This window comes from Rhodanobacter geophilus, from assembly GCF_040812275.1.
Classification (GTDB): domain Bacteria; phylum Pseudomonadota; class Gammaproteobacteria; order Xanthomonadales; family Rhodanobacteraceae; genus Rhodanobacter_A; species Rhodanobacter_A geophilus.
Genome location: NZ_JBFOHL010000011.1, coordinates 75,906 through 102,247, shown reverse-complemented (window position 1 = coordinate 102,247; position 26,342 = coordinate 75,906). Strand labels below are relative to the sequence as shown.

The following is a 26,342-nucleotide window of genomic DNA, read 5'->3' as shown; positions in this document are numbered from 1 at the left end:
GATACGGCGCCGGCCCGCTAGAATCCCGCCATGCCGAACCTGCCACTCACCCTCGCCGTCATCACCCGCAACGAGGCTGCCTGCATCGCGCGCTGCCTGGACAGCGTGCCGTTCGCGGCGGAGAAGCTGGTGGTGGACTCGGGCAGCGACGACGACACCGTGGCGGTCGCACGGGCGCATGGCGCGCGCGTGGTGCAGCAGGACTGGCTGGGCTTCGGGCCGCAGCGCAACTTCGCCACCACGCAATGCGCGCACGACTGGATCCTGGTGCTGGATGCCGACGAATGGCTGTCGCCGGAACTCGCCGCCGAACTGGAACGCGAACTGCCCGCGCTGATGGCCGGCGACGCGGCCGGCGCCTTGCTGCGCCGGCGCACCATCTACATGGGCCGGCCGCTGCGCTGGTATCGCCCCAGCGTGGGCGAGAAGCTGGCGCGCCTCTACCACCGCGGTCGCGCGCGCTGGACGGATGCGCGCGTGCACGAATCGCTGCGCCTCGATGGCCGCGCGCCGGTGTTCAAGGCGCCGTTCGACCACGCCAACAACCCCACCCTGGTGCACAAGCAGCTCAAGGTGCTGCGCTATTCGGAACTGAAATGCCGCGACTGGCTGGACCAGCGCAAGCCGGCGCGGATGTGGCAGGCGCCATTCGTGTACCTGCTGGCCTTCCTCAAGGACTACGTGTTCCGGCTGGCCTGCCTCGACGGCTGGCGCGGTTTTCTGATCGCGCAGACCGCGGCCAGCTACGCGCTGTACAAGCGCATGCGCTACTACGAGATGGTCAACAACCCCGCGTCGGTCGCGGAAGCGGCCGACGCATTGGAAAAGCACCGCATCGAACACTGATGCCCCACGTGACCGCGAAGCTCGAAACCGCGATCCGGCACGGCACCTTCCCCTCCTCTCCCCTTCGGGACGCGGAGCAGGGCCATGGATGGCCCTGCTTTTCCTCGCTCCCCATGGCCGGGCACATCCCTGTGCCCTCTCCGCGTGGAGGAGCGAGGAAGAGGATTGAGGCGAGGGGTCAAGGCTTGCGGGAGCATCCATCGAAGCACGCTTTGCCCTGATGCAAGACCCTGGCGAGATTGGCCCCTCACCCCAGCCCTCTCCCCGAAGGGGAGAGGGGGACAAGCGCAAGCACGCTAAGCTATCCGCATCACCCAAGCCCACATCCCATGCCCAAGCACTACCTCCTGTACGGCTCCGAGCGCTACGCACTGGCCATCCTGCGGCCGATCCAGGCGGCGATCCGCGCGCGCGGCGACGAGGCGGCGTGGTTCTTCGACGGCCCCGGCGCGGAGGACCTGCATGCCGACGAGCGCCTGCTGACGGTCGAGGAAGTGCGTGCATGGAAACCGCTGGCGGTGATCACCTCGTCCAACGCGGTGCCGCACTTCTTCCCCGGCGTGAAGGTGGAGACCTTCCACGGCTTCGATGCGGGCAAGCCGCGGCACATCTACGTGCGCGGTTTCTTCGACCTTTACTGCACCACCGGCCCGCGCGACACCGCGCAGTTCCAGGCCATCGCCGACAAGCTCGGCCACTTCAGCGTGATCGAGACCGGCTTCCCCAAGATCGACCCGTTCATGCGCGAACTGGGTGGCGCCGTTCCGCCGGTGCGCACGCCGCCGGTGATCCTCTACCACTCCACCTTCTCGCCCTCGTGGAGCGCGGCCGAGACGCTGTACGAGGAAGTGAAGCGGCTGTCGCGCGACGGCCGCTGGCGCTGGATCGTCAGCTTCCACCCCAAGATGAACCCGGAGACGGTGGCGAAGTTCAAGGCGCTGCAGAACGAATACCTGCGCTTCGCCGAGAACGACAACATCCTCGAACTGTTCGGCCAGGTGGACATGATGTGCTCGGACACCAGTTCCGCGCTCAACGAGTTCCTGCTCACCGGCAAGCCGGTGGTCACCTTCGACAACCGCCGCCCCGGGCCGCAGCTGATCGACATCCACGAGGCGAAGGACTTCGAGCCGGCGATCGCGCGCGCGCTGGGCCGGCCACCGGAGCTGATGCAGGCGATCCGCGAGTACGCCGACGCCATCCACCCCTACCGCGACGGCCGCTCCAGCGAGCGCGTGCTGGACGCGATCGACACCTTCGTCGCCCGCGGCGGCAGGAACCGCCGCGCCAAGCCGTGGAACCTGTGGCGCAAGCTGAAGATCCGCCGGCGCATCGGCTACTGGGGTCCCGCGCGCATCCGCGGCTGAACACCCATGCAGGCCCGTGACGCCGGCCGCCGCTAGAATCCCGCCCAGCCCCAAGCCGAGTTGCCCCGTGCCCAATCCCTACAGTCGCTCCGAACACCTGCGCTCGCTCTGGCCGTGGCTGCCGCTCTGGACCGTGGTGGCGCTGCTGGCGATCTTCGCGCACGGCCCGATGCCGCTGTATTCCACCCGCACGCTGGCGGTGGCGTGGGAGATGTGGAGCCAGCACCACTGGCTGGTGCCCTACATCAATGGCCAGCCCTACAGCGAGAAGGCGCCGCTGCTGTTCTGGCTGATCCATGCCGGCTGGTTCGTGTTCGGCGTGAGCGACGTGTGGCCGCGCGTGCTGGAGGTGATCTTCGGCGGTGCCGAACTGGTGCTGATCTCGCTGATCGCGCGCCGCCTGTTTCCCAACCGCGCATGGATGGCCAAGGCGGCCCCATGGACGCTGCTGGCGCTGTCCTATGCCTTCCTGTTCGGCCTGCAGGTCATGTACGACGTGCTGCTGGCGGTATGGGCGCTGGGCGCGCTGCTGTGCCTGGCGCCCGGCGTGCGCCGCGACGAGCCGCGCTGGTGGCTGTTCGGCCTGTGCATCGGCTTCGGCCTGCTCACCAAGGGGCCGGTGATGCTGCTGCACGTGCTGTTCCCGTGGCTGCTCGGCCCGCTATGGAGCGACTGGGCCCGCACGCATCGCGCGCGCTGGTACGGCCGCGGCGTGCTGGCCGTGCTGCTGGGCCTGGCGATGCTGCTGGCCTGGGCGCTGCCGGCCGGTTTCGCCGGCGGCGAGGCCTACATGCACCGGCTGCTCTTCAGCCAGACCGCGGCGCGGGTGATCCACGGCGTGCAGACCGCCGAGCCGCTGCAGAGCCACGCCCGCCCGGTGCTGTGGTACGTGCTGATGCTGCCGCTGCTGCTGTTCCCGTTCATCGGCTGGCCGCGCGCCTGGGTGGCGCTGGCCACGCTGCGCAAGCCGCTGGAACCGGGCCTGCGTTTCGCGCTGTGCTGGGTGGTGCCGACCTTCATCGTGTTCTCGCTGGTGCGCGGCAAGCAGCTGTACTACCTGCTGCCGGAGCTGGCCGGCACGATGCTGCTGCTGTGCGGCGCCATCGCCATCTTGCGCGAACGCCGGCCGCAGCTCGCCAACACCGGATGGCTGGGCACCTGGCCGCTGGGCGTGGGCAGCCTCGCGTTCGCACTGCTGCTGTTCGTGTTGCCGAACCTGGTGGCGGGCAACCATCTGCACGGCGAATGGCCCGACGCCTGCGCGCCGTACAGCCGCTATTTCGCGGTGGTGTTCCTGCTGCTGGGGCTGCTCCTGCTGCTGCGCGGGCGCGGCGAGCTGCGCCGGCTTGCCGTGGCGGGGCTGGTCGGTACGCTGGCGCTCAACGCCTTGTTCACCCTCACCATGTGGCCGCGCTACGAACTGCGCCCCACCTCGCAGCTGCTGGGCGCTGCGGAACAGGCCGGCCACGCGATCGGCTACCTCGGCAACTACGAAGGCCAGTTCCATTTCCAGGGGCGGTTGGTCCGGCCGATCGAGGAGCTGAGCAACAACAAGCAGCTGGCCGCGTTCGCCCAGGCACACCCCGACGGCCTGGTCGTGCAGCATCCGCAGAAGCTCGATCCGCAAGCCTTGCGCTACGCGCTGCTGGCGCAGCCATTCCGTTCCTCGTGGCTGGTGGTGTGGCCGGCCACCACGCTGGCCGACCTGCGCAGCGGTGCCACGCCGCCCGAACCGATGCAGCCGCCGCAGGTGTACAGCACCGACGGCGGGCCATCGCGCAGGCAGCCATGAGCAAGGACGCACTGATCGCCAGCCTGCGCGGTCAGTGCGGCGGCCCGCGCGACGGCGCATTGCTGCGCTACGCGCTGGGCAATGCACTGCTGGAGGCAGGCGACGCCACGGCGGCCATCGAGGAACTGCAACACGCGCTGCGCTTCGACGCGCGTTACTCCGCGGCGTGGAAACTGCTGGGCAAGGCCCGCCTCGCCTCCACCGATCGCGACGGCGCCGCCGCGGCCTGGCGGCAAGGCATTGCCGTGGCGCAGGAACGCGGCGACAAGCAGGCCGAGAAGGAGATGGCGGTGTTCCTGCGGCGGGTGGAGCGCGACATCGGCGACTGATTTTTCGCGCGACGGCGCGCATGGCGCCCACCTGCGGCAGGCGCCCGAGACCCCGCCACTAGCAAACCAGGCTGTGGCAATGCCCGGGCGAGCAAAGGATGAAGGGTTGTCGCGAGCACCCGCCCCTCGCCCCGACCCTCTCCCCGCAGGGGAGAGGGAGAGAATCAGGTGGTCAGCGCCTGCGCGTGCGCGACGCGCCCAGCTTGCGCGTGAGCGTGTTGCGCCCCACGCCCAGCGCGGCGGCGGCATGCTGGCGATGCCCGCCGTGCGCGACCAGCGCGGCTTCCAGTAGCACGCGATCCAAGGCCTCGCGGGCACGGCCGTGGATGTCGGCCTCGCCCTCGGCCAGAGCCTGCGCGGCCCAGTGGCGCAAGGCATCGGTCCAGTCGCCACCGGCCGGCGTGGCCGATGGCGTGCCCAGGTCGGCGGGCAGGATCTCCGCGCCAGGCGCGATCACCGCGAGGCGGCGGCACAGGTTTTCCAGCTCGCGCACGTTGCCGGGGAAATCGCGCTGCGCCAGCGCCTTCAGCGCGGCCTTGGCGAAATGCTTGGGCGACAGTTTCAACTCCTGCGTCGCGGCGGCGAGGAAGTGCTGCGCCAGCAGCGGAATGTCGGCGCGTCGCTCGCGCAGCGCGGGAAGCTGGATGCGCACCACGTCGAGGCGGTGCTTGAGGTCGGCGCGGAACTGCCCGGCGGCCACGCTCGCATCCAGGTCCTGGTGGGTGGCGGCCACGATGCGCACGTCGCAGCGGATCAGCTCGCGCCCGCCCACGCGGTAGAACTCCCCGCCGGCCAGCACGCGCAGCAGGCGCGTCTGCAGCGCCAGCGGCATGTCGCCGATCTCGTCGAGGAACAGCGTGCCGCCTTCGGCCTGCTCGAAGCGACCGGCCACGCGCCGCTGCGCGCCGGTAAAGGCACCGGCCTCGTGGCCGAACAGCTCGCTTTCCAGCAGTTCGGACGGAATGGCCGCGGTGTTCAGCGCCACGAAGGCTCGGTGGCGGCGCGCGCTTTCCTCGTGCAGCGCACGTGCCACCAGCTCCTTGCCGGTACCGGTCTCGCCGGTGATCAGCACATTGAGGTCGCTGGCCGCCACGCGACCGATCAGGCGGAACACCTCGCGCATCGGCGCGCTCTCGCCCAGCAGCGCATGGCCGGGCGCCACCGCGGCCTGGACCGGCGCATCGGCCGGGGTGCCGTCGGCCAGCGCGCGGCGCACCGTGGCCACCGCCTGGTCGAGGTCGAACGGCTTGGCGAGGTAATCCGCCGCGCCCGCGCGGTATGCCGCGGCGGTGGTCGCCACGTCGGTGAACGCACTCATCACGATCACCGGGCCGATGCCTTGCGCCTTGAGTTCTTCGAGCAGGGCCAGCCCGCTCTCGCCGGGCATGCGCACATCGGTGAGCAGCAAGGCGGGGCGCGACTTGCGCAGGGCCGCGCGTACCGCCTCCGCCGCATCGAACTCGCGCACGGCGAGGCCGGCATCGCGCAGGGCCGCGGCCAGCACGAAGCGCACGCCGCGATCGTCGTCGGCGATCCAGATCTCCCCGTTCATCGGCGTTGTCCCCGCAGGAGCGGCTTCAGCCGCGCGCATCGCGTCGCCCGGATCGCGCTCATCGCGGCCGAAGCCGCCGCCACGGCGGTGGATGAGTACGGTTCGCTCATGGCGTGCGCTCCAGCGGCAGGTACAGGGAGAACACGGTGCGGCCCGGTTCGCTCGTGCAGCACAGTTCGCCGCCGTGTTCGAGGGCGATCTCGCGCGACAACGCCAGGCCCAGGCCCGTGCCGTCGGCGCGGCCGGATACCAGCGGCTCGAACAGCGTATCGCGCAGCTCCGCGGGCACGCCGGGGCCGTCGTCGACCACGTCCACGCGCAGGGCGCTGCGCAGCACGCGTGCGCCGGCGCGCACGCCGTGCTCGGCGCGCGTGCGCAGGGTGAGCGTGCGCGCACCGGCTTCCACCGCGTTGCGCGCGAGGTTGAGCAGCACCTGTTGCAGGCGGTCCGCATCGCCGCGCACGTCGGGCAGGCTGGGGTCGTAGTCGTGGCGCAGCCGCGGCGGCCTGGGTTCGGCCTGCAGCAACTCGCTCAGGCGGTCGAGCAGTTGATGGATGCCCACGGCACCCAGCTGCACGGCGCCGTCGTGATGCAGCAGCCGGTTCGCCAGCGTGGCGAGGCGATCCGCCTCGTCGATGATCAGCCCCGCCAGCGCCTGCAACTCCGCGCCGTCGATGCGTCGCTGCAGCAGTTGCGCCGCGCCGCGCAGGCCGGCCAGCGGGTTCTTCACCTCGTGGGCGAAACCGCGCAGCGTGGCGGACAGCGGCGAAGCCGTGCGCGAACGCTCGGCCAGCACATGCACCTCGACCAGCAGGCCATCCTCGCCATCGGGTTGCAGGCCGATGTCGGCTTCAAGCGTGCGCTCGTCGAACGCGAGCAGCGCGGCTTCGCGCAACTGCACGAAGCGCGATTCGTCCAGGGCGCGCCGCGCCTGTGCCAGGTCGTCCGGCGAACACAGCCACAGCGACAACGGCTGGTCGACCGCGCTGCGCATGCCGCTGCCCAGCAGTTCCGCCAGCGCGCCGTTGAGCCAGCGCACGCGCAGGCCGGCATCGACCCAGGCCACCCCGGTCGCCAGCCGCTCCGCCCATGCCTGCCATGCTTCGTCGCGCATTGCACCATCATGGTACGTGCGCTTAAATGGTGCAACAGTCCATCGCATCCATGGCAGCGCGAGTTCTTCGTGGCCGGCGCGCGGTGCGTAGTAGCGCATGCGCAGGAAGCGGCCATCCGGGTCGATGCCGATGGTGCGGTTGCCGCGTTTGCGAACCCCTTTCATCCCTTGCCACATGCGATCCGAGGGTGCCCCCGGGCTGACTCACATCCCGTAGCCCAGCCGCTCCATCATCGGTTCCAGGATCGGCAGCACCGGCTCGAAGTGCTCGCGGTAGGCCTGCCAGCGGCCGACGGCGTTGCGGTGGATGCCTTGCGTCACCTGCGCATAGCTGGGCGTGCTGATGTAGCCCTTCGCCCTTGCGTGCTCGGCGAAGTTCGCCAGGGGCGCGGTGTCCTCGATGCCGAGGAAGTGGCCCAGCCGCGCGACGTGCTCGTCGAAGCGGCTCACCACCGATTCGTAGCGCCACTCCAGCACCCGCGGCGCGAACACTTCCACATGCGCCAGCCATTGCTCGAAGGCCTGCACGTAGCCGCGCGCCAGGCGCGGCAGGGACGAGCACAGCGTCATGAAGGACGGCGAGCGGAACGGCAGCATGTAGCAGCTTAGCAGCACGTCGCAGGGGTGGCGCAGGCACAGGATGAAGCGCGCCTCCGGATACAGGCGCGCCATCATCGGCAGGGTCAGCATGTTGAGCGGGTTCTTGTCCACGAGGCGGGCGTGGCCGAGGTCGGGCAGCACCCCGGCGACCATGCCGTCGTAGGCCTGCCGCAGCATGCGTGCCTCGTCGGCCTGCAGGATCGCCAGATCGCCCGGGTAGGCCTGCCCGGCGTGTTCCATGCGCTCGATCAGGTCGTAGACGAAGGCACGTTCGTCCATCGAGCGGAAGTCCGGGTGCGCATCGATCATCTGTTCCAGCAGGGTGGTACCGGAGCGCGGAAAGCCGACCACGAACACCGGGCTTTGCCTGCCGCGCGGCGCGGGCAGCGCGCTCCAGGCATCGCGCGCGCGGCGCGTGACGCGATGGTCGACCATGGGCAGCGACTGGGCCTGTTCGTCCAGCAGATGCGGCACGACGTGGCGCACGCTTTCGCACTGCAAGGCATGCGCCTGCTGGAGCGCCGCCCACGCCTCGGCGTGCTGGCGCAGCTTGTCCCGCGCGGCGGCAAGGCCGAAGGCGGCGGGGACGCGCAGCTCGCCGAGCGGCGCATGGTCGAGGATGTGCTGCCAGAGCTCGGCGGCGGCGCCGTGATCGCCTTCGCGCGCCAGCACGGTGGCGCGCGCGCTCCAGACGCGGCAGCGCACGGCCTCGTGTTCGGCGGGCAAGGCGGCGATGGCGTCCATCGGCAGCAGCGCCAGCTCGGCCCTGGCCTGGTCCGGCTGGTTGCCGCGCTCGTGCAGGGATGCACGCATGGCGGTGATGCGCCAGGCCAGGAAGCGGCCCTCTTCGCCGGCAGGCAAAACCGCTTTGTCCAATACCCCGAACGCGATGGGCTGCTCGCCGCGCGTGGAGAGCATGGTCGCCAGCGACAGCGCCTGCTCGGCGGGCTGGGGCGGCCAGTGCGCCACGTCCTGCAGCATGGCTTCCTCGCCCGGCAGGTCGCCGCAGACATGGCAGGCGAGCGCGCCCTGCAGGCGGGCATCGATGAAGCCGGGCGCCCTTTCCACCGCATCGAACTGGCATTGCCGCGCCTCGCGCCAGCACCCCTGCCTGGCCAGCAGCAGGCCGTAGTTGTGGTGGAATTGCGCATCGCCGGGCGACAGCGACAGGGCTTGCCGGAAGGCATGCCCGGCTTCGTCCAGCGCTCCGCTCAACTGCGCGGTGATGGCGAGGTTGTTCCAGTAGTCGGCCGTCGCCGGGTGCTCCCGCACCAGCTGGCGGAAGCAATCCGCGGCTTCGTCGTTGCGCTGGCTGGCGTGCAGCGCCAGGCCAAGCAGCAGGCGCACGGTTTCATGTGCAGCCGCGGATGCCGGCAGGGACTGGGCCAGGGCGATGACCGCAGCCATGTCGCCCTGCCGGTACGCAGCCGTGATGCGTTGCAGGGCTTGCCCGCCAGCGGGGAACGGAGACGACGCGTGATCGGTCATGGCGGGCGGATGCATTGGGTCGTGGCGCCATCATGCAGCAAAAAGCGGGGGACCGGCCCCCGCTTCCCGCGACCGCCGTCCATGGCAGCCGCCCTTCCGGCGATCACTGCAGCGGTCAGAACTTCAGCGTGGCGCGTGCCCAGTAGTAGCGGCCAAGCGAGTCGTAGGTCGCCGTGTCGATGTTGTAGTTCATGCCGTTCTGGTAGATCAGCGGCGGCAGGCGGTTGGTCAGGTTGTCCACGCCCACGTCGAACGTCATGTGGATGGCCGGCACCGTGTAGCCCAGCTTGATCGAATCGTAGGTGGCCGAGGCGCGCGGGATGCTGCCTGGCACGTCGTAGTACGCGTTCAGCAGGGTGAAGTGGCCGATGTAGCGCGTCTGCCACTGGGCGTTCCAGTTGCCGCGCACCCAGTTCAGCGTCGCCGAACCGCGCCAGCGGGCGATGTTGCCGAACTGGGCCGAATAGGTGCCGGCGTAGTCCTGGGTCGGCGTGCCTGGCATGCCGATGCGGTAGGTGCTGGTGTAGGTACTGTTGAACGTCAGCTTGAAGCGGCCCGGATCGAAGGCGCCGAGGTCGAAGTGCGGGATCACGTAATTGACGTTGAAGTCGATGCCGCTGGTGCTCAGGTTGCCCAGGTTCACTTCCGGCGTGTAGATGTAGTAGAGCGCGCCGGGCGTGGCGCTGGTGGCCGGGTTGCGGTTGATGTACGCGCAGTAGGGGCTGCCGTCGTCGCCCGCGCAGACGTTCAGCACCGTCTGCGCACTCACCGCCTGCAGGTAGTCGGACAGGTTGATGCGCCAGAAGTCCAGCGTGCCCGACAAACCGCTGGCCCAGCTGGGCGAATACACCAGGCCGTAGTCGAAGGACTTGCCCTGCTCCGGACGCAGCCTGGTGCCGGCGTTCGCGCCGCCCTGGTACAAGGCGGTGATCTGCGCCGCATAGCCCACCGAATAGCCGACCGGGACGTTCTGGCAGAGGTTGGCGTGCTGGGCCAGCTGGGCCGCGCTGAGGTTCTGGCACGGGTCGGTGACGGTCGGGTTCAGCACGGTCAGCCCGTCGTACAGCTCATCCAGGTTCGGGGCACGGAACACCTGCGATACGGTGCCGCGCACGAGCAGGTCGTCGATCGGCTTCCACTCGATGGCCACCTTCTTGTTGGTGGTGGTGCCGGTGGTGTTGTAGTCGGACGAACGGATGCCCAGGTCGAGGTTCAGCGACTTGGCGAACGGCGCGTCGCTGAGCAGCGGGATCAAGGTCTCGGCGTACAGCTCCTTCACGTTGAAGCTGCCGTGGCCTGGCGATGCGCAACCTTCGGCGGCGATGCCGCAGTTGAGCGTCTCCGGGTCGAGGATGGCGTCGCTGGTGACCTGGTAATCCATCTGCTCCTTGCGGTACAGCGCGCCCGCGGAGAGCTGGACGGTGCCGGCCGGCAGATCCCACAGTTCGCCCGAGGCGTTGAACGAAACCTGCTTGGAGCTGTTGTCCTTGGAGTAGACCGGGTTGTCCGTCACCGAGGTGGGCAGCGTGGTCTGGTCGAAGATGTTGGCGCCGGCGTCGATGGCGGCCTGCAGGCCGGCAACATTGAGTTCGTTGTAGTCCTTCTGCACACGCTCGGAGTGGCCGTAGTCGACGTCCAGGTCCCAGGTCCAGGTGCTCTTGCCGAAGTTGCCGCGCAAGCCCGTGATCACGTCGTAGGTGTTGGTGCCGTAGGTGTGCAGGCGGTTGCCCGCGCCGGTCAGGCGCGTGTTGTAGGCGCCGCCCGTGCAGCTGGGCAGGCTGGTGTTGCAAAACGCGATGCCGAAGGGGTTGTTGGGGTTGTCGGCGGCAATCGTCCAGCCGTCGCCGGTGCTGGTCGGCTCCGGTGCGTCCTGGCCCGCCGAATCGGTGTGGTTGTAGAACGCGTCGATGTACCAGGCGAGGCCGTCGCTGATCTTGTAATTGCCCAGCACGAAGGCGCTGGTGCGCTCCTGCGACGTCTGGATGTAGTTGTAGGCGTTGTAGTTGTAGTAGTCCGAGTTGGCGAAGCAGCGGTAATCGCCCAGCGACGAACCCGAGCCCGAGCCGCGCGTCAGGCGGCTGCATCCGAACTGGTCCTGCAGGGCGCCGGCGGGCAGCGTCACCTTGCCGGTCGGGATGTTGGACGAGCCTTCCGCCTGCAGGCCGGAGCTGTACAGGTAGTACTGGTGCGAGGAGAAACCGCGCTGGCTGGCCAGCACCGGCTCGTACTTGTTGTAGTTGATGCCGCCGACGATGTTGCCCTGCTCGCCGCTGGCGCCCACGGTGAAGGAGGCACCGCGGCGCTGGCCGTCGCCGTGGCTGGAAATGCCGTCGTTGATGCTCAGTTCGCCGCCGTTGAAATCCTTGCGCAGGATGAAATTGGCGACACCGCCGATGGCGTCCGAGCCGTAGGCCGTGGTGGCGCCTTCGGCCAGCACGTCCACGCGCTCGATCATGTTCGACGGGATCATGTTGAGGTCGGGATTGGCCAGGCGCTGGCCATCGACCAGCATCAGCGTGCGGGTGAAACCCAGGCCGCGCAGTGACAGGCGGGAGGCGCCGTCACCGGCCTCCAGCGTGGGGCTGGCGATGCCACCGCCATTGCTGTTGTTCGAAGGGTTGGTGGCCAGGCCCGAAAAACTCGGCAGCGCCTGCAGCACATTGCCCAGGGTGGGGCTGCCGTTGTTGGCGAGTGCGGTGCTGTCGAGGGTAACCACGGGGCTGGCCGTTTCGGCATCCACGCGGCGAATCAGCGAACCGGTAACCACCACGGCCTGCAGATTCTTGGCGTTGGCGGGCTTGGCTTTGGCCGTGCCGCTTTGTGCGTTGTTTTCCTGCCCACTCCCGGCACCCTGGCTGGTGTCCTGCGCCCACGAAAAGCCTGCGGTTGAAACAAGTCCAAGCGACAACGCCAAACGCACAGCCACTGAAAGGCGGTTCTGGTTTCGCATGATTGTTCCCCGTCAAATGGCTGGGGCAACGCATCCGCGTTGCCCCAGCGCCGCTCCAACAGGCTCGGACTGGCCCCATCAGCCCTCATCTGGCTCCAGTCGAGCCCCCTGTCAGAGAGCGTAGTACATCTGGAATTCCAGCGGGTGCGTGCTGGCGCGATAGCGGGTGACTTCCTGCATCTTCACCGCGATGTAGGCGTCGATGAAGTCGTCGGTGAACACGCCGCCGGCCTTGAGGAAGTCGCGGTCCTTGTCCAGCGCTTCCAGCGCCTGGTCGAGGCTGGAGCACACCTGCGGGATGTTCTTCTCTTCTTCCGGCGGCAGGTCGTAGAGATCCTTGTCGGCCGGCGCGCCCGGGTCGATCTTGTTGAGGATGCCATCCAGGCCGGCCATCATCAGCGCGGTGAACACCAGGTAGCCGGAGTTCATCGGGTCGGGGAAGCGCACCTCGATGCGGCGCCCCTTCGGGCTGGCCACGTAGGGGATGCGGCAGCTCGCCGAACGGTTGCGTGCCGAGTAGGCCAGCATCACCGGCGCCTCGAAGCCCGGCACCAGGCGCTTGTAGCTGTTGGTGGTGGAGTTGGCGAACGCGTTGATGGCCTTGGCGTGCTTGAAGATGCCGCCGATGTACCACAGCGCGGTCTGGCTGAGGCCGCCGTACAGGTCGCCGGCGAACAGGTTCTCGCCGTTCTTGGCCAGCGACTGGTGCACGTGCATGCCCGAGCCGTTGTCGCCCACGATGGGCTTGGGCATGAAGGTGACGGTCTTGCCGTTCTGGTGCGCCACGTTCTTGATGACGTACTTCATCGTCAGCAGTTCGTCGGCCTTCTTCACCAGCGTGTTGAACTTCACGCCGATCTCGCACTGGCCGGCGTTGGCCACCTCGTGGTGGTGCACCTCGACCTGCTGGCCCAGCGACTCCAGCACCTTGCACATGTCGGCGCGCAGGTCGCCCAGCCTGTCCACCGGCGACACCGGGAAATAGCCGCCCTTCACGCCCGGGCGGTGGCCCATGTTGCCGTCTTCGTACTTGAAGCGGGTGCTCCACGCGGCCTCTTCCGATTCGATCTCGTAGAACACGCGGCCCATGTCGTTCTGCCAGCGGATCGAATCGAAGATGAAGAACTCCGGCTCCGGCCCGAAGAAGGCGGTGTCGGCGATGCCGGTGGACTTGAGGTAGGCCTCGCCGCGCTTGGCGATGGAGCGCGGGTCGCGGCCGTAGGCCTGCAGGGTGCTCGGCTCCAGCACGTCGCAATGCAGCACCAGCTGGGTGTGCTGGCTGAACGGGTCGAGGTAGGCGGTATCCGGATCGGGCATCAGGATCATGTCCGACTCGTTGATGCCCTTCCAGCCGGTGATCGAGGAGCCGTCGAACATCTTGCCGTCCTCGAAGGTCGACTCGTCGATGGCGTGCGCCGGGAAGGTGACGTGGTGGTGCTTGCCGAGCATGTCGGCGAAACGGAAGTCGACGAACTCGACCTCGTGTTCAACGATCTGGTCGAGCACTTGCTGGGCGGTCATGGCGGAACCTCGGGAGGGGATGGGCAGGAAGGGATGGAACGGGTGCAGCGGACTGAGCAAGGTCGATGCCAAGCCGTGCATTCCGCGTGAATTCATGGGTTTGGCGACTCGGCTGGCTTTCCACGCCCCATGAAATGATGCATATTGGTGCAATTATTCCCAAAGTTGCACCAACACTGAGCACGTGACGGCCGTTGTCCCTGCAACAAGGAAACCGCTATCGGATCGCCATGCCGAGTGCGTAAGCTGTGCCGCTGCGCGGTCGCCATGGTGGCGCTCGCCCCGTACCGACGAGTGCATCCGTGACCGATCTCATCCACGTCATCCTGCTGGGCATCATCGAGGGCATCACCGAGTTCCTGCCGATTTCCTCCACCGGCCACCTGCTGATCGCCGAGCACTGGCTGGGCGCGCGCTCGGACCTGTTCAACGTGGGCATCCAGGCCGGCGCGATCCTCGCCATCACCCTGGTGTACTGGAAGCGCATCTGGCAGCTGCTGACGCAATGGCGCGATCCGGCCACGCGCGACTACCTGCTCAAGCTGACGGTGGCGTTCCTGATCACCTGCGTGCTGGGCCTGGTCGTCACGCACTATGGCTTCAAGCTGCCGGAAACGGTGACGCCGATCGCCTGGGCGCTGATCATCGGCGGCTTCTGGATGATAGCCGCGGAGGCGCTGGCCGCGCGCCAGCCGGATCGCCGCGAGGTGACCTGGACCGTGGCGATCCTGGTCGGCATCGCGCAGATGGTGGCGGGCATCTTCCCGGGCACCTCGCGTTCCGGCGCCACCATCTTCGCCGCGATGCTGTTCGGCACCAGCAACCGCGCCGCCGCCACCGAATTCGCCTTCCTGGTCGGCATTCCCACCATGTACGCGGCCACCGGCTACGAACTGCTGAAGGTGTGGAAGAACGGCGGCGCGGCGCACGAGGACTGGAGCGCGCTGGCCGTGGGCTTCATCGTCTCGCTGGTCGTGGCCTTCGCCGCGGTGAAGTGGCTGCTCGGCTACATCCGCACGCACCGTTTCACGGCGTTCGCGGTCTACCGCATCGCGCTGGGCGCGGCCTTGCTGCTGCTGATGCCGGCAGGCGCCTGAGCCCGCCGCGAGTCGTCCGGCGTTGGCTGGACCCGTGGCGGCGAATCAGAAGCTCAGCCGCGCACCGAGCATCCAGCTGCGCTCCGGACCCGGCTCGTAGTAGCGCCCGTTGCCGTCGTTGACGATGACCGAACCCACGTAGCGGCGGTCGGCCAGGTTGTCGATCCGCGCGCTCAGCTGCAGCCGCCGCGCGGGCCCGAGCGCGAACACGTAGGCCACATCCACCCCGGCCAGGCCATAGCCGGCGGCGCGGGCGGTCTGGATGTCGTTGGCCACCACGCTGCCGGCGCCGGTAAGCGTGAGCCCTTCGCGCCAGCCGAGGTCGCTGCCGTGTTGCAGGCGCAGGGAACCGTAGTTGCCCGGCACGCCGGGTATGCGCGCGCCCGGCCGCACCGGCACGTCGGGCACCAGGCACGGCGTACCGGTGCAGGCGAGGAAGCCGTTGCGGAACACCGCCTGCAGATGGGTGAAGCCGGCCTCGATCCGCCATGCCGCCGCGATCGTGCCGGCCATCGACAGCTCGATGCCCTGGCGGCGCGCGGCGCCGACGTTCCGGTAGGTGGCCCGGCCGTTCTCGCTGGTGGCGACGGCCAGTTCGTCGCGCGTGTCGGCGCGGAACACCGCCAATCCGGCCTGCAGCGCGGCCGTGGGCTGCCACTTCAGACCCACCTCGCGGTGCTCGCTGCGGGCGGCGCGCAGGTTGAAGGCCAGTCCGGGCCGACCGTCGCTGCGATAGCCCAGTTCGTTGTAGCTGGGCGTCTCGAAGCCGCGGCCAAGGCTCGCGTAAAGCTGCAGGTCGTCGCGCGGATGGAACAGCACGCCAAGCACCGGCGTGGTGGCCGTGTAGTCGACGTGCCCGCTGTCGTCCGGGTTGGCCGGCGTGATGTAGTGGTCGCGTTCGTCGAAATGCACCCGGTCGTGCCGCAGGCCCAGCAACAGCGACCAGTGCTCGGCGACGTACCAGTACCACTGCGCGTAGGCGTCGAGATTGTCGACATCGTCGTCCTCGTCGCGGCGCAGCGCGCCGGTCACGCCGAGCGTGCCGCCGGCGAAGTTCTGGTAGCCGAGCCGGTGCTGCCATTGCGCATCGCCGCCGCCACCCAGCACCAGCTCGGTGTCGCGGCCCAGCAGCCGACCGTCGTGCGTCCAGCGCAGGTCCAGGCCGCCGTAGTCGGTGACGGGCGCCACCACGCCGCCCGGCTGCAGCGGATTCCGCTGGGTGGCCACCGGGACCGACTGGTACTGCAGGATGTCGCGATGGCCGAAGTAGCCGGCGATGCGCAAGCGGTCGTCGTGGCCGAACGACTGGTCGTAGACCAGCCCGAGCTGGTCCTGCCGGATGCTCTTGCGCGTGTCGTACTGCACCGCCGCCGGCGAAGCCTGGCGCGGGTCGGCATCGAGCTGGGCGCGCGTGAGCCCCATCGGATCTTCCGCGCGCGGCTGGTCGATGCGGTCGAGCACCACGGTGAGCTTGCGTTGCCCGCCGAGCGGAATGCCGAAGCGCGCGTGCGCCGACTGCCGGTTGACGCGGCTGTGCCCGCGGTAGCCGCCGGAGAGGAACTGCGCGGCCGCCACGTTGTAGTCCACGTCGCCGAACAGGCCGCGCGTGTCGGCGCTGTAGCGGAAGCTGTCGTGGCTGCCGGCGTACAGGCCCAGCGTGGTCTGCGGCACCGCGGTGCCCGGCGCGGTCCACAGTTGCACCACGCCGCCGGCGGCGTTGCCGTAGAGCACCGAGAACGGCCCGCGCAACACCTCCAGGCGGCCGCCCATGTCGAGGTCGAAGCCGGAGACCTGGCCCTGCCCGTCCGGCAGGGTGGCGGGGATGCCGTCGACGAACAGGCGGATGCTGCGCACGCCGAACGTGGAGCGCGCGCCGAAGCCGCGTATCGAGAACTGCTCGTCCTGCGCGTAGTTCTGGCGGTCGCGCGCCAGCACGCCGGGCACGCCGACCAGCGCCTCGGACAGGTTCACACCCGGCTGCCCGGCCCGCGCCGGATCCACCTCGACGACGCTGAGCGCGGCCGGCACGTCGCGCGGATCGACCCGCAGCCGGCTGGCGTTGACCCGCACCGCCGGCAGGACCTTGGCGGCGGCATCCTGGTGCCCGGCCGCCGCTTCCGCCGGCACGGTCGCCCAGCACGCCGGGGCAACCGCCAGCCACGCCACGGACACCGCCGCCCGCTTCGCGGACCGCGCCATGAACGCACCGACCTTCATGGCCCATGGCAGAACGAAGTCCACTTCCGGCTGCATGGCCCGGTTCCGCCCGAAGACCTCCGCGGCGGCGACACGGACGCCGTCGTACGGCGCGACCGACCGAGCCGGCGCGATTTTCACGATGGTGGAATGACTGCCGAGCTGCCTGCGCACGCGCCGCCTCACGGTGTTCGCGATCTATCGCATCGCGCTGGACATGGCCTTGCCGCTGTTGCCGCCGGCAGGTACCTGGGCCGCCTTGGGCGGCAGCGCCATCCCCAGCTTGCAGGCCGGCAGGTTGGTGCGCTCGAACAGCTCGTGCACCCATTCCAGGAAGGCCTGCACGCGCGCGGAGAGGTGCTTCTTCTGCGGGTAGACCAGCCACACCGGCGAACCGGTGGAGATGGTGTCTTCCATGATCACCTCGAGCTTGCCCATGCCGATGGCGCAGGCGGCCAGCCAGTGCGGCACCTGGATGATGCCCAGCCCGGCCATCGCCGCCTGGATCACCGACTCGCCGTCGTTGATCAGCAGGTGCGCATCCACGTCCAGCGCGATGCGGCCGTCCGGCGTGTCGAACTGCCACTGGTAGGCGCGACCGTTGGTGGGATAGACGTAGTTGATGCAGCGGTGCTGCTTCAGGTCCTCGATGGTGACCGGCTTGCCGTGGCGTTCCAGATAGGCCGGCGCGGCGCACAGCACGTTGCTGAAATAGCCCAGCTTGCGCGCGATCAGGTTGGAATCCTCCAGCTCGCCCATGCGGATCGCGCAGTCGATGCCTTCCTCGATCAGGCCGATGTTGCGGTCGCTCATCGACAGTTCGAGCCGGATGTCCGGGTATTTCGCCTCGAAGTCGGCGAGGTTGGGGATCAGCGCGGCACGGCCCACCGACACGTTCACCGCCACGCGCAGCTTGCCGCTGGGCTTGGTGCGGGCGTAGTTCAGCGCATCCACCGCTTCGCCGAGATCGGCCAGGATCGCCTTGCAGCGCTGGTAGAACGATTCGCCGTCGTCGGTAAGCCTGAGCGCCCGCGTGCTGCGGAACAGCAGGCGCACGCCGATCTGCTCCTCCAGCCGCGACACCGCGCGGCTCACCCCGGACGGGGTCATGCCCAGCTGCACGGCGGCGGCCGCGAAACTGCGCGCCTCCACCACGCGGACGAAGCTCGTTATTGCCGAGAAATCCTCCATGCTTGTCATTATGCCGACATTCATGACTCCGCGTCACTAGTGGAGTTCACAAATTGGGGTTTTTCTGTACCCATCGGTATACCTATTATTCGCCTCCCCATCGTGCTGCATCGCCGCACGATCCCACCCAGGGAGCGCGAAGATGAAAAAGAAACTGATCCTGGCCGGCCTCGTCGTGGTGGCGATCGCCGGCAGTTGGGCCCTCCTGGGCGAACACGGCGGCAGCCACGCCCAGGCCGCAGGCGCCGGCGGCGCCCTGCCGGAAGTGACCGTGGCCCGCGCCCTGCTGCGCCCGGTGAGCAACAGCGCCGACTTCACCGGCCGCGTGCAGGCGGTGGACAGCGTGCAGGTGCGCCCACGGGTAGGCGGCTACGTGGAATCGGTGGCCTTCAAGGAAGGCGCGCTGGTGCACAAGGGCGACGTGCTGTTCCGCATCGACCCGCGCCCGTTCCAGGCCGAAGTGGACCGGCTCACCGCCAACCGCACCCAGGCGCTGGCCGAACTCGGCCTGGCCCAGGCCAATGCCCAGCGCGGCCGCCGCCTGCTTGAGCAGCGCGCAACCTCGCAAGAGGACGCCGACCGCCTCGACACCGCCGCGCAAAGCGCCCGCGCCGCGCTTGCCGCGGCCGATGCCGCGCTGGCCACCGCGAAGCTCAACCTCGGTTTCACCGAGGTGCGTTCGCCGATCGACGGTCGCGTCAGCAACGTGCACATCACCCCCGGCAACCTGGTCGGCAGCAACGACGTGCTGACCAGCGTGGTCTCGGTGAACCCGGTCTATGTGTATTTCGACGTGGACGAGCACACCTGGCTGAAGCTGGACCACCTGCGCGCCAAGGCCACCCGGGACGGCCGCAGCGCGCGCATCGAGGCCGCGATGGAACTGGCCGACGAGAGCGGCTACCCGCACACCGGCCGCATCGACTTCGTCGACAACCAGCTGCACACCGACTCCGGCACGATGCGGCTGCGCGCGGTGTTCGACAACCAGGACAGCCTGTTCACTCCCGGCCTGTACGCGCGGATCCGCCTGCAGAGCGGCCAGCCGCAGCCGCGCCTGCTGATCGACGACCGTGCGGTGGGCACCGACCTCGGCAACCAGTTCGTCTACGTGGTCGACGCCCAGCACAAGGTGCAGTACCGCAAGGTCAGCACCGGCGCGCTGTTCCACGGCCTGCGCGTGATCGACAGCGGCCTCGCGCCCGGCGACGTGGTGGTGGTGAACGGCCTGCAGCGCGTGCGTCCCGGCGCCGAGGTGAACCCGCAGCAGGTGGCGATGGACTACCGCCTCGACGCGAGCGACAAGGCGGTGGTGGAGGCTGGCGCCAGCCACGACGATTCGCGCACCGCGATGACCGCGGCGCCCGGACACGAACCGCAAGGCTGAGCACTCCGCTTCTCCTCCTCTCCCCTCCGGAGAGAGGACCGAGGCGAGGGGCCAATCTTGCGCAAATGCTGCCTACCCAGGCAAACCCGAAACGCATGACCGAAGCCCAAGCGCATCGGCAAGCCCCGACCCCTCACCCCAACCCTCTCCCCGGAGGGGAGAGGGAGACGGCACTCTGAAGTCATCGAGACAAACCCATGAAAAACATCGCCCAGTTTTTCGTCGACCGGCCCATCATGGCCGCCGTGCTGTCACTGCTGTTCGTGATCACCGGCAGCATCGCGGTGTTCCAGCTGCCGATCAGCGAATACCCGGAAGTGGTGCCGCCCACCGTGGTGGTGCGCGCCAACTATCCCGGCGCCAACCCCAAGGTGATCGCCGAGACCGTCGCCACGCCGCTGGAAACCCAGATCAACGGCGTGGAAGGCATGCTCTACACCTCCTCGCAGTCCACCAGCGACGGCGTGATGACGCTGACCGTCACCTTCGCGCTGGGCACCAACCTCAACGACGCCCAGGTGGAAGTGCAGAACCGCGTGTCGCAGGCGTTGCCGCGCCTGCCCGAGGAAGTGCAGCGGCTGGGCGTGACCACGCAGAAGAGCTCGCCCGACCTCACCATGGTGGTGCACCTCACCTCGCCGGACAAACGCTACGACATGCTGTACCTGTCGAACTACGCGCGGCTGCACGTCAAGGACGTGCTGGGCCGCTTGAACGGCGTGGGCGACGTGCAGATCTTCGGCGCCGGCGAGTACTCGATGCGCGTGTGGCTGGACCCGGACAAGCTGGCCCAGCGCGGCCTCACAACCGGCGACGTGGCGAACGCGATCCGCGAGCAGAACGTGCAGGTGGCGGCCGGTGCGCTGAACGCGCCGCCGGTGCGCGGCAACGCCGACTTCCAGCTCAACATCAATACCCAGGGCCGGCTGAGCACGGTCGACGACTTCCGCAACATCGTGCTGCGCACCGATGCCGACGGCGCCACCGTGCACCTCGGCGACGTGGCGCGGGTGGAACTGGGCTCCGACCAGTACGCGCTGCGCAGCCTGCTGGACAACCAGCCGGCGGTGGCGATCCCGATCTTCGCGCGCCCCGGCTCCAACGCGATCCAGATCTCCAACGAGGTGCGCGCCACCATGGCGCAGCTGAAGCAGGAGTTCCCGCAGGGCATCGACTACCACATCGTCTACGACCCCACGGTGTTCGTGCGCGGCTCGATCGAGGCGGTGGCGCACACCTTGCTGGAGGCGATCCTGCTGGTGGTGCTGGTGGTGATCCTGTTCCTGCAGACCTGGCGCGCTTCGGTGATTCCGCTGATCGCGGTGCCGGTGTCGCTGATCGGCACGTTCGCGGTGATGTACCTGGTGGGCTTCTCGCTCAACGCATTGAGCCTGTTCGGCATGGTGCTGGCGATCGGCATCGTGGTGGACGACGCGATCGTGGTGGTGGAGAACGTGGAGCGCCACATCGAGCTGGGCCAGATGCCGAAGGAGGCCACGCGCAAGGCGATGCACGAGGTCACCGGGCCGATCGTGGCCACCGCGCTGGTGCTGTGCGCGGTGTTCATCCCCACCGCCTTCATCAGCGGCCTCACCGGCGAGTTCTACCGCCAGTTCGCGCTGACCATCGCGATCTCCACGGTGATCTCGGCGTTCAACTCGCTGACCCTGAGCCCGGCGCTGGCGGCGATCCTGCTGCTGCCGCACGGCGCGCCGAAGGACCGCCTCACGCGCGCCATCGACCGCCTGTTCGGCTGGCTGTTCCGGCCGTTCAACCGGCTGTTCCACCGCGGCGCGGAGCGCTACGTGGAAGGCACCCGCAAGCTGCAGGGGAAGGGCGCGGCCGCGCTGGTGGTGTACGCGGCGCTGATCGGGCTCACCGCGTTCGGCTTCTGGCACGTGCCCACCGGCTTCGTGCCCACCCAGGACAAGCAGTACCTGGTGTCGTTCGCGCAACTGCCCGACGCCGCCTCGCTGGACCGCACCGAGGACGTGATCAAGCAGATGAGCGCGATCGCGCTGAAGCAGCCCGGCGTGCAGAGCGCGGTGGCCTTCCCCGGCCTGTCGGTGAACGGCTTCACCAACTCGACCAACGCCGGCATCGTGTTCGTCACGCTGAAGCCGTTCGACGAGCGGCGCAGCGCGGACCTCTCCGCGGGCGCGATCGCCGGTGCGCTTAACGCGAAGTTCGCCGCCATCCAGGACGCCTATATCGCGATCTTCCCGCCGCCGCCGGTGATGGGCCTGGGCACGATCGGCGGCTTCCGCATGCAGATCGAGGACCGCGGCCAGGTCGGCTTCGACGAGCTGTACCAGCAGACGCAGAACCTGATCGCGGCGGGCCGCAAGGATCCTGCGCTGGCCGGGCTGTTCTCCAGCTTCCAGGTGAATGTGCCGCAGGTCGACGTGAACGTGGACCGCGCCAAGGCCAAGGCCGAAGGCGTGAACCTGGGCGACGTCTACCAGACCATGCAGGCCTACCTCGGCTCGCTCTACGTCAACGACTTCAACCGCTTCGGCCGCACCTACCAGGTGAACCTGTCCGCCGAGCCGCAGTTCCGCCACGACCTGGAGGACATCAGCCAGCTGAAGACGCGCAACGCGCAGGGCGAGATGGTGCCGCTGGGCTCCTTCGTCACCGTGACGCACGGCGCCGGTCCGGACCGCGTGCAGCACTACAACGGCTACCCCACCGCCGAGATCAACGGCGGCCCGGCGCCGGGCTACAGCTCGGGCCAGGCGCAGGCGTCGATCGAGAAGCTGGCGCAGCAGGTGTTGCCGAACGGCATGAGCTTCGAGTGGACCGACCTCACCTACCAGCAGATCCTCGCCGGCAACACCGCGATCCTGGTGTTCCCGCTGTGCGTGCTGCTGGTGTTCCTGGTGCTGTCCTCGCTGTACGAGAGCTGGTCGCTGCCGCTGGCGGTGATCCTGATCGTGCCGATGGTGCTGCTGTCCGCGATCGCCGGCGTATGGCTGTCGGGCGGCGACAACAACATCTTCACCCAGATCGGCCTGATCGTGCTGGTGGGCCTGGCCTGCAAGAACGCGATCCTGATCGTGGAGTTCGCCCGCGAACGCCAGCACGAAGGCATGAGCCGCCACGAGGCGGTGCTGGAAGCGGCCAGGCTGCGGTTGCGCCCGATCCTGATGACCTCGATCGCCTTCATCATGGGCGTGGTGCCGCTGGTGACCTCGCACGGCGCCGGCGCGGAGATGCGCCACGCGATGGGCGTGGCGGTGTTCTCCGGCATGCTCGGCGTCACCCTGTTCGGGCTGATCTACACCCCGCTGTTCTACATCGTGATTCGCGCCCTGGTGGAACGCCGCGAAGCGCGCAAGCACGCGCAGGCGAATGGCATGCCGGCGCTGGAGGGACATTGAGATGAAAACCTTGCTTCGCAGTACCGCACTGTTCGCCGCACTCGCGCTGGCCGGTTGCGTCAGCGTGGGGCCGAACTACAAGGCACCAGCCACCCCTGCGCCGCAACTGCAGGGACTGGACGCGGCGCGCGAAACCGCCGCGCAATTCCAGGCGCAGTGGTGGCAGCAGTTCGGCGATCCCACGCTGGATGCACTGATCCGGCGTGCGGCGGCGAACAACCTCGACCTGCGCATCGCGGTGGCGCGCCTCGCCGAATCGCGCGCCCTGCTCGGCGGCGCGAAGTCGCAGTACCTGCCCGACATCCAGGCCGGCGCCTCGTACACGCGCAGCCGCGAGCAGCAGCCCGGCTTCAGCGACCAGCGCAGCACCGTGACCGCCTACCAGGCCGGTTTCGACGCCAGCTGGGAGATCGACCTGTTCGGCGGGGTGCGCCGCTCGGTGGAAGCCGCGCGCGCCGACCTCGGCGCCAGCGAAGCCGCCCTGCAGGATGCGCAGGTGAGCCTGTTCGCCGAAGTGGCGCGCAACTACTTCGACCTGCGCGGCACGCAGCAGCGGCAGGAGATCGCCCACCGCGACATCGCCAACCAGCAGGACACGCTGAAACTGATCCGCGCCCGCGCCGAGGTGGGCACCGCCTCGGACCAGGACGTGGCCAGCGCCGCGGCGCAGCTGAGCGCCGCGGAAGCGCAGCTGCCCCTGCTCGACATGCAGGCGCACGCCGACGAGTACCGTCTTGCCGTGCTGCTGGGCGAGCAGCCCGGCGCGCTCGACGTCGATGTCTCGCCCAAGACGTTCCAACCCATCGATGCGGTGCTGCCGATCGGCGCCGCCGGCGACGTGCTGGCGCGCCGGCCCGACGTGCGCATCGCCGAACGCGAATACGCCGCGGCCACCGCGCGCATCGGCGTGGCCAAGGCGGACTTCTTCCCGCACCTCTCGCTGGGCGGCTTCCTCGGCTTCCTCGCCGGACGCAGCAACGACTTCGGCGGCCCCTCCACCCGCGCCTGGTCGATCGCGCCCAGCATCACCTGGAACGGCCTCAACGTGCAGCGCGTGCGCGCCAACCTGCATGCCGCCGAGGCGCGCACCGACGCGGCGCAGGCGAACTACCAGCGCACCGTGCTGGAAGCGATCGAGGACGTCGACAACGCCGTGGTCGGCTACAACCTGCAACACGCGCGCGTCGAGAAGCTGGCCGCGCAGGCGCAGCAGAGCCGCCGCGCCGCCGAGCTGGCCAAGGTGCGCTACGAACAGGGCGCCACCGGCTATCTGGAGCTGCTCGATGCCGAACGCGTGCAGCTCGCCGCGGACGACGCACTGGCCCAGGCGCAAGCGGCGATCGACACCCGCGCGGTGGCGCTGTACAAGGCGCTGGGCGGTGGCTGGCAGGCCTGCGGCGACGACGCGCGTTGCGCGCCGGTCGCCGCTCCGGTGGCCGCCGTGCCATGAGCGCGGCGCGCCAGCGGACAGGGACGGACGCGCCACTGCCGCCGCCCGTGCATCGCGTGGCCCTGGTCAGCGGCGCGAACCGCGGGCTGGGCTTCGAGGTGGCGCGCCAGCTCGCTGCACGCGGCTACAGCGTGCTGCTGGGTGCGCGCGACCTCGCCAAGGGCCGGCAGGCGGCACGGCAGATCGACGGCGACGTCACCGCGGTGCCGCTCGACGTGACCGACGCGCCGCAGATCGCCGAGCTCGCCGCGTGGATCCAGCGCGAGCACGACCGCCTCGACGTGCTGGTGAACAACGCCGGCGGCCACGCCGACCATGAGGCGCGCGCCGAGACTGCCGCGCCCGGCAGCGTGCGCGCGGCGCTGGAAACCAACCTGCTCGGCGCGTGGCAGTTGTGCAGCGCGCTGCTGCCGCTGATGCGCCGGCATCGCTACGGCCGCATCGTCAACGTCACCAGCGGCTGCGCCGGCGTCAGCGCGCCCGACGCGATCGGCTACCCCGCCTACCGCGTCTCCAAGGCCGCGCTCAACGCCTACACCCGCGCCCTCGCCGCCGAGCTGGCCGGCAGCGGCGTCGTGGTCAACGCGGTCTGCCCCGGCTGGCTCGCCACCGGCCTCGGCGGCCCCGGCGGCGGCCCGGTGGAACGCGGCGCCGCCAGCGTGGTCGCCGCCGCCTGCCTGCCCGAACCCGGCATCAACGGCGCGCTGCTGCGCGACGGCCAGCGCATCGCGTGGTGATGCCCGCCTCGCCGGCGGCACTCCGTATCCCGAAGAAACCGGGCTGCGTTCAGCCCTCGCCGAGTTCGGTATGCGCCGAATACAGCGCGTGCCAGCGGCCGACGAGGTAGACGAACACGCCCGAGGAATGCAGCTCGCCCTTCGTCGCGGGCGCGCTGCTGACGAAGCTGAGGATCGCGGTGTCGCCCTGCAGCGTCACCTGCTGCTCCACCGGATGCGCCCGCTGCCACGCGGCCACCGGACGGCTACAGCGTCTACTTCACCGGGCAGTCCGGTCCCTGGCGGCTCGACCCAACCCTTGGCTGCACCGGCACGCGGTGCTCGCGACATCGCGCTAGCTGCGGAATCCTCCCTGCCGTCGTCACCGGCCAGGACCGCGCTCCATGTTCGGCGGCGCGGCAGTCGATCCTCGTTGACATGATTCCATAATTCTGGAATCATGAAATCATGGAAACGCCGGATGCACTGACCGCGCTGGGTGCACTCAGCCACGACTCCCGCCTCGCCGCGTTCCGCCAGCTGGTGCAGGTCGGTCCGGAAGGGCTGGCGGTCGGCGAGTTGCGCGAATACCTCGACCTGCCGCCCGCCACGCTGAGCGCGCACCTCAACGTGCTGCGCGCCGCCGGGCTGGTCGAGGACCAGCGCGAGGGGCGGGTGATCCGCGTCCGCGCCAACTACCGGCAGATGAACGCACTGCTGGCCTACCTCACCGAGAACTGCTGCGCCGGAGCCGCCGATTGCGGCCCGGCATCCGCCTGCAAGCCGCGCAAGCCCGGGGCCAAGCCATGAACCGATTCCACGTGCACCTCAACGTCGCCGACCTCGCGGGCAGCATCCGCTTCTACACGCAGCTGTTCGCCGCGCCGCCCAGCGTGGTCAAGCACGACTACGCCAAGTGGATGCTGGAGGATCCGCGCATCAACTTCGCGATCTCCAGCACCGGCCGTGCGCCGGGCGTCGACCATCTCGGCCTGCAGGTCGATACCGCGGACGAACTTGCCGCACTCGGTCCCCGCCTGGACGCCGCGGGCGGCAGCGTGGTGCCGGAAGACGGTGCCGTCTGCTGCTACGCGCGCTCGGACAAGCTGTGGACCGAGGACCCGCAGGGTACGCGCTGGGAAACCTTCCACACCGTCGGCGAAGCCGCCACCTACCATGTCGCCGGGGCGGCCTGCGCGACCGATGGGACGACCTGCACGCCGGGTGCGCGCACGGCGAAACCGAAGGCCGACAAGGGCGCTCCCTGCTGCGCGCCTAATTCCGGCTGCTGCTGAGCGGCCACCCGGCCATCGCGCGCAGCGATGCGCCCGTCGCCGTTCCAAAGTTCCGAAGCCATGAGCCC

At 69.1% G+C, this 26,342-nt stretch carries 20 protein-coding genes; 12 read left to right on the top strand and 8 right to left on the bottom strand.

What is annotated here, in order from left to right; all coding sequences use genetic code 11:
- Positions 1–30: 30 nt before the first annotated feature.
- From ABQJ56_RS13200 to ABQJ56_RS13185, 4 genes are all read left to right on the top strand, one after another.
- Positions 31–846 (top strand): glycosyltransferase family 2 protein, encoded by an 816-nt coding sequence (locus ABQJ56_RS13200; RefSeq protein ID WP_367845470.1) that lies wholly within the window; start codon positions 31–33, stop codon positions 844–846.
- 329 nt (positions 847–1,175) lie between these two features.
- The gene (locus tag ABQJ56_RS13195) at positions 1,176–2,213 is read left to right on the top strand and encodes a CDP-glycerol glycerophosphotransferase family protein (protein WP_367845469.1); all 1,038 of its coding nucleotides are present in this window, start codon (positions 1,176–1,178) and stop codon (positions 2,211–2,213) included.
- 67 nt (positions 2,214–2,280) lie between these two features.
- Positions 2,281–4,005 carry an ArnT family glycosyltransferase gene (locus tag ABQJ56_RS13190; protein ID WP_367845468.1) on the top strand — a complete coding sequence of 575 codons (1,725 nt, stop codon included), beginning with the start codon at positions 2,281–2,283 and terminating at the stop codon, positions 4,003–4,005.
- Positions 4,002–4,334: a hypothetical protein gene (locus tag ABQJ56_RS13185; protein WP_367845467.1), complete on the top strand. Its 333-nt coding sequence runs from the start codon at positions 4,002–4,004 to the stop codon at positions 4,332–4,334. Before ABQJ56_RS13190 ends, ABQJ56_RS13185 begins: the two co-directional genes overlap by 4 nt.
- Before the next feature lie 172 nt (positions 4,335–4,506).
- Here the strand turns inward: ABQJ56_RS13185 and ntrC are convergent, their stop codons facing one another.
- From ntrC to glnA, 5 genes are all read right to left on the bottom strand, one after another.
- Entirely contained in the window at positions 4,507–5,886 is a 1,380-nt protein-coding gene (ntrC, locus tag ABQJ56_RS13180) for a nitrogen regulation protein NR(I) (RefSeq protein WP_367845466.1), read from the bottom strand.
- A gap of 106 nt (positions 5,887–5,992) precedes the next feature.
- Positions 5,993–7,000, bottom strand: coding sequence for a two-component system sensor histidine kinase NtrB (locus tag ABQJ56_RS13175; RefSeq protein ID WP_367845465.1), 1,008 nt, complete (start codon positions 6,998–7,000; stop codon positions 5,993–5,995).
- Between the two features lie 204 nt (positions 7,001–7,204).
- Complete coding sequence (locus ABQJ56_RS13170) at positions 7,205–9,007, bottom strand: tetratricopeptide repeat-containing sulfotransferase family protein (protein ID WP_367845464.1); 1,803 nt, start codon at positions 9,005–9,007, stop codon at positions 7,205–7,207.
- A 196-nt stretch (positions 9,008–9,203) separates the two neighbouring features.
- Positions 9,204–11,858 (bottom strand): TonB-dependent receptor domain-containing protein, encoded by a 2,655-nt coding sequence (locus tag ABQJ56_RS13165; RefSeq protein WP_367845463.1) that lies wholly within the window; start codon positions 11,856–11,858, stop codon positions 9,204–9,206.
- A gap of 291 nt (positions 11,859–12,149) precedes the next feature.
- Positions 12,150–13,559 (bottom strand): type I glutamate--ammonia ligase, encoded by a 1,410-nt coding sequence (gene glnA / locus ABQJ56_RS13160; protein ID WP_367845462.1) that lies wholly within the window; start codon positions 13,557–13,559, stop codon positions 12,150–12,152.
- 302 nt (positions 13,560–13,861) lie between these two features.
- Here glnA and ABQJ56_RS13155 point away from each other — a divergent pair, with 302 nt between their 5' ends.
- A complete protein-coding gene (locus ABQJ56_RS13155; RefSeq protein WP_367845461.1) occupies positions 13,862–14,656 on the top strand; it encodes an undecaprenyl-diphosphate phosphatase in 795 nt (264 codons plus the stop codon).
- A 45-nt stretch (positions 14,657–14,701) separates the two neighbouring features.
- Here the strand turns inward: ABQJ56_RS13155 and ABQJ56_RS13150 are convergent, their stop codons facing one another.
- Positions 14,702–16,855, bottom strand: coding sequence for a TonB-dependent receptor family protein (locus tag ABQJ56_RS13150; RefSeq protein WP_367845460.1), 2,154 nt, complete (start codon positions 16,853–16,855; stop codon positions 14,702–14,704).
- Here ABQJ56_RS13150 and ABQJ56_RS13145 point away from each other — a divergent pair.
- Positions 16,854–17,006, top strand: a complete 153-nt coding sequence (locus tag ABQJ56_RS13145) for a hypothetical protein (RefSeq protein ID WP_367845459.1) — start codon at positions 16,854–16,856, stop codon at positions 17,004–17,006. The genes ABQJ56_RS13150 and ABQJ56_RS13145 overlap by 2 nt on opposite strands.
- 44 nt (positions 17,007–17,050) lie before the next feature.
- On the opposite strand, the gene ABQJ56_RS13140 is transcribed toward ABQJ56_RS13145, so the two are convergent.
- Positions 17,051–18,043: a LysR family transcriptional regulator gene (locus ABQJ56_RS13140; RefSeq protein WP_367845502.1), complete on the bottom strand. Its 993-nt coding sequence runs from the start codon at positions 18,041–18,043 to the stop codon at positions 17,051–17,053.
- Between the two features lie 142 nt (positions 18,044–18,185).
- Here ABQJ56_RS13140 and ABQJ56_RS13135 point away from each other — a divergent pair, with 142 nt between their 5' ends.
- From ABQJ56_RS13135 to ABQJ56_RS13120, 4 genes are all read left to right on the top strand, one after another.
- A complete protein-coding gene (locus tag ABQJ56_RS13135; RefSeq protein ID WP_367845458.1) occupies positions 18,186–19,430 on the top strand; it encodes an efflux RND transporter periplasmic adaptor subunit in 1,245 nt (414 codons plus the stop codon).
- A gap of 197 nt (positions 19,431–19,627) precedes the next feature.
- Entirely contained in the window at positions 19,628–22,813 is a 3,186-nt protein-coding gene (locus ABQJ56_RS13130) for an efflux RND transporter permease subunit (RefSeq protein ID WP_367845457.1), read from the top strand.
- Position 22,814: 1 nt separating this feature from the next.
- Entirely contained in the window at positions 22,815–24,263 is a 1,449-nt protein-coding gene (locus ABQJ56_RS13125) for an efflux transporter outer membrane subunit (RefSeq protein WP_367845456.1), read from the top strand.
- Complete coding sequence (locus tag ABQJ56_RS13120) at positions 24,260–25,000, top strand: SDR family NAD(P)-dependent oxidoreductase (protein ID WP_367845455.1); 741 nt, start codon at positions 24,260–24,262, stop codon at positions 24,998–25,000. The genes ABQJ56_RS13125 and ABQJ56_RS13120 overlap by 4 nt, the downstream gene beginning before the upstream one ends.
- 49 nt (positions 25,001–25,049) lie before the next feature.
- Here the strand turns inward: ABQJ56_RS13120 and ABQJ56_RS13115 are convergent, their stop codons facing one another.
- Positions 25,050–25,238 (bottom strand): hypothetical protein, encoded by a 189-nt coding sequence (locus tag ABQJ56_RS13115; protein ID WP_367845454.1) that lies wholly within the window; start codon positions 25,236–25,238, stop codon positions 25,050–25,052.
- Between the two features lie 209 nt (positions 25,239–25,447).
- On the opposite strand from ABQJ56_RS13115, the gene ABQJ56_RS13110 reads away from it, so the two are divergent.
- On the top strand, positions 25,448–25,789 hold the full coding sequence (locus ABQJ56_RS13110; RefSeq protein WP_367845453.1) for an ArsR/SmtB family transcription factor: 342 nt from the start codon (positions 25,448–25,450) through the stop codon (positions 25,787–25,789).
- Positions 25,786–26,274 carry an ArsI/CadI family heavy metal resistance metalloenzyme gene (locus tag ABQJ56_RS13105; protein ID WP_367845452.1) on the top strand — a complete coding sequence of 163 codons (489 nt, stop codon included), beginning with the start codon at positions 25,786–25,788 and terminating at the stop codon, positions 26,272–26,274. The genes ABQJ56_RS13110 and ABQJ56_RS13105 overlap by 4 nt, the downstream gene beginning before the upstream one ends.
- Positions 26,275–26,342: the final 68 nt, after the last annotated feature.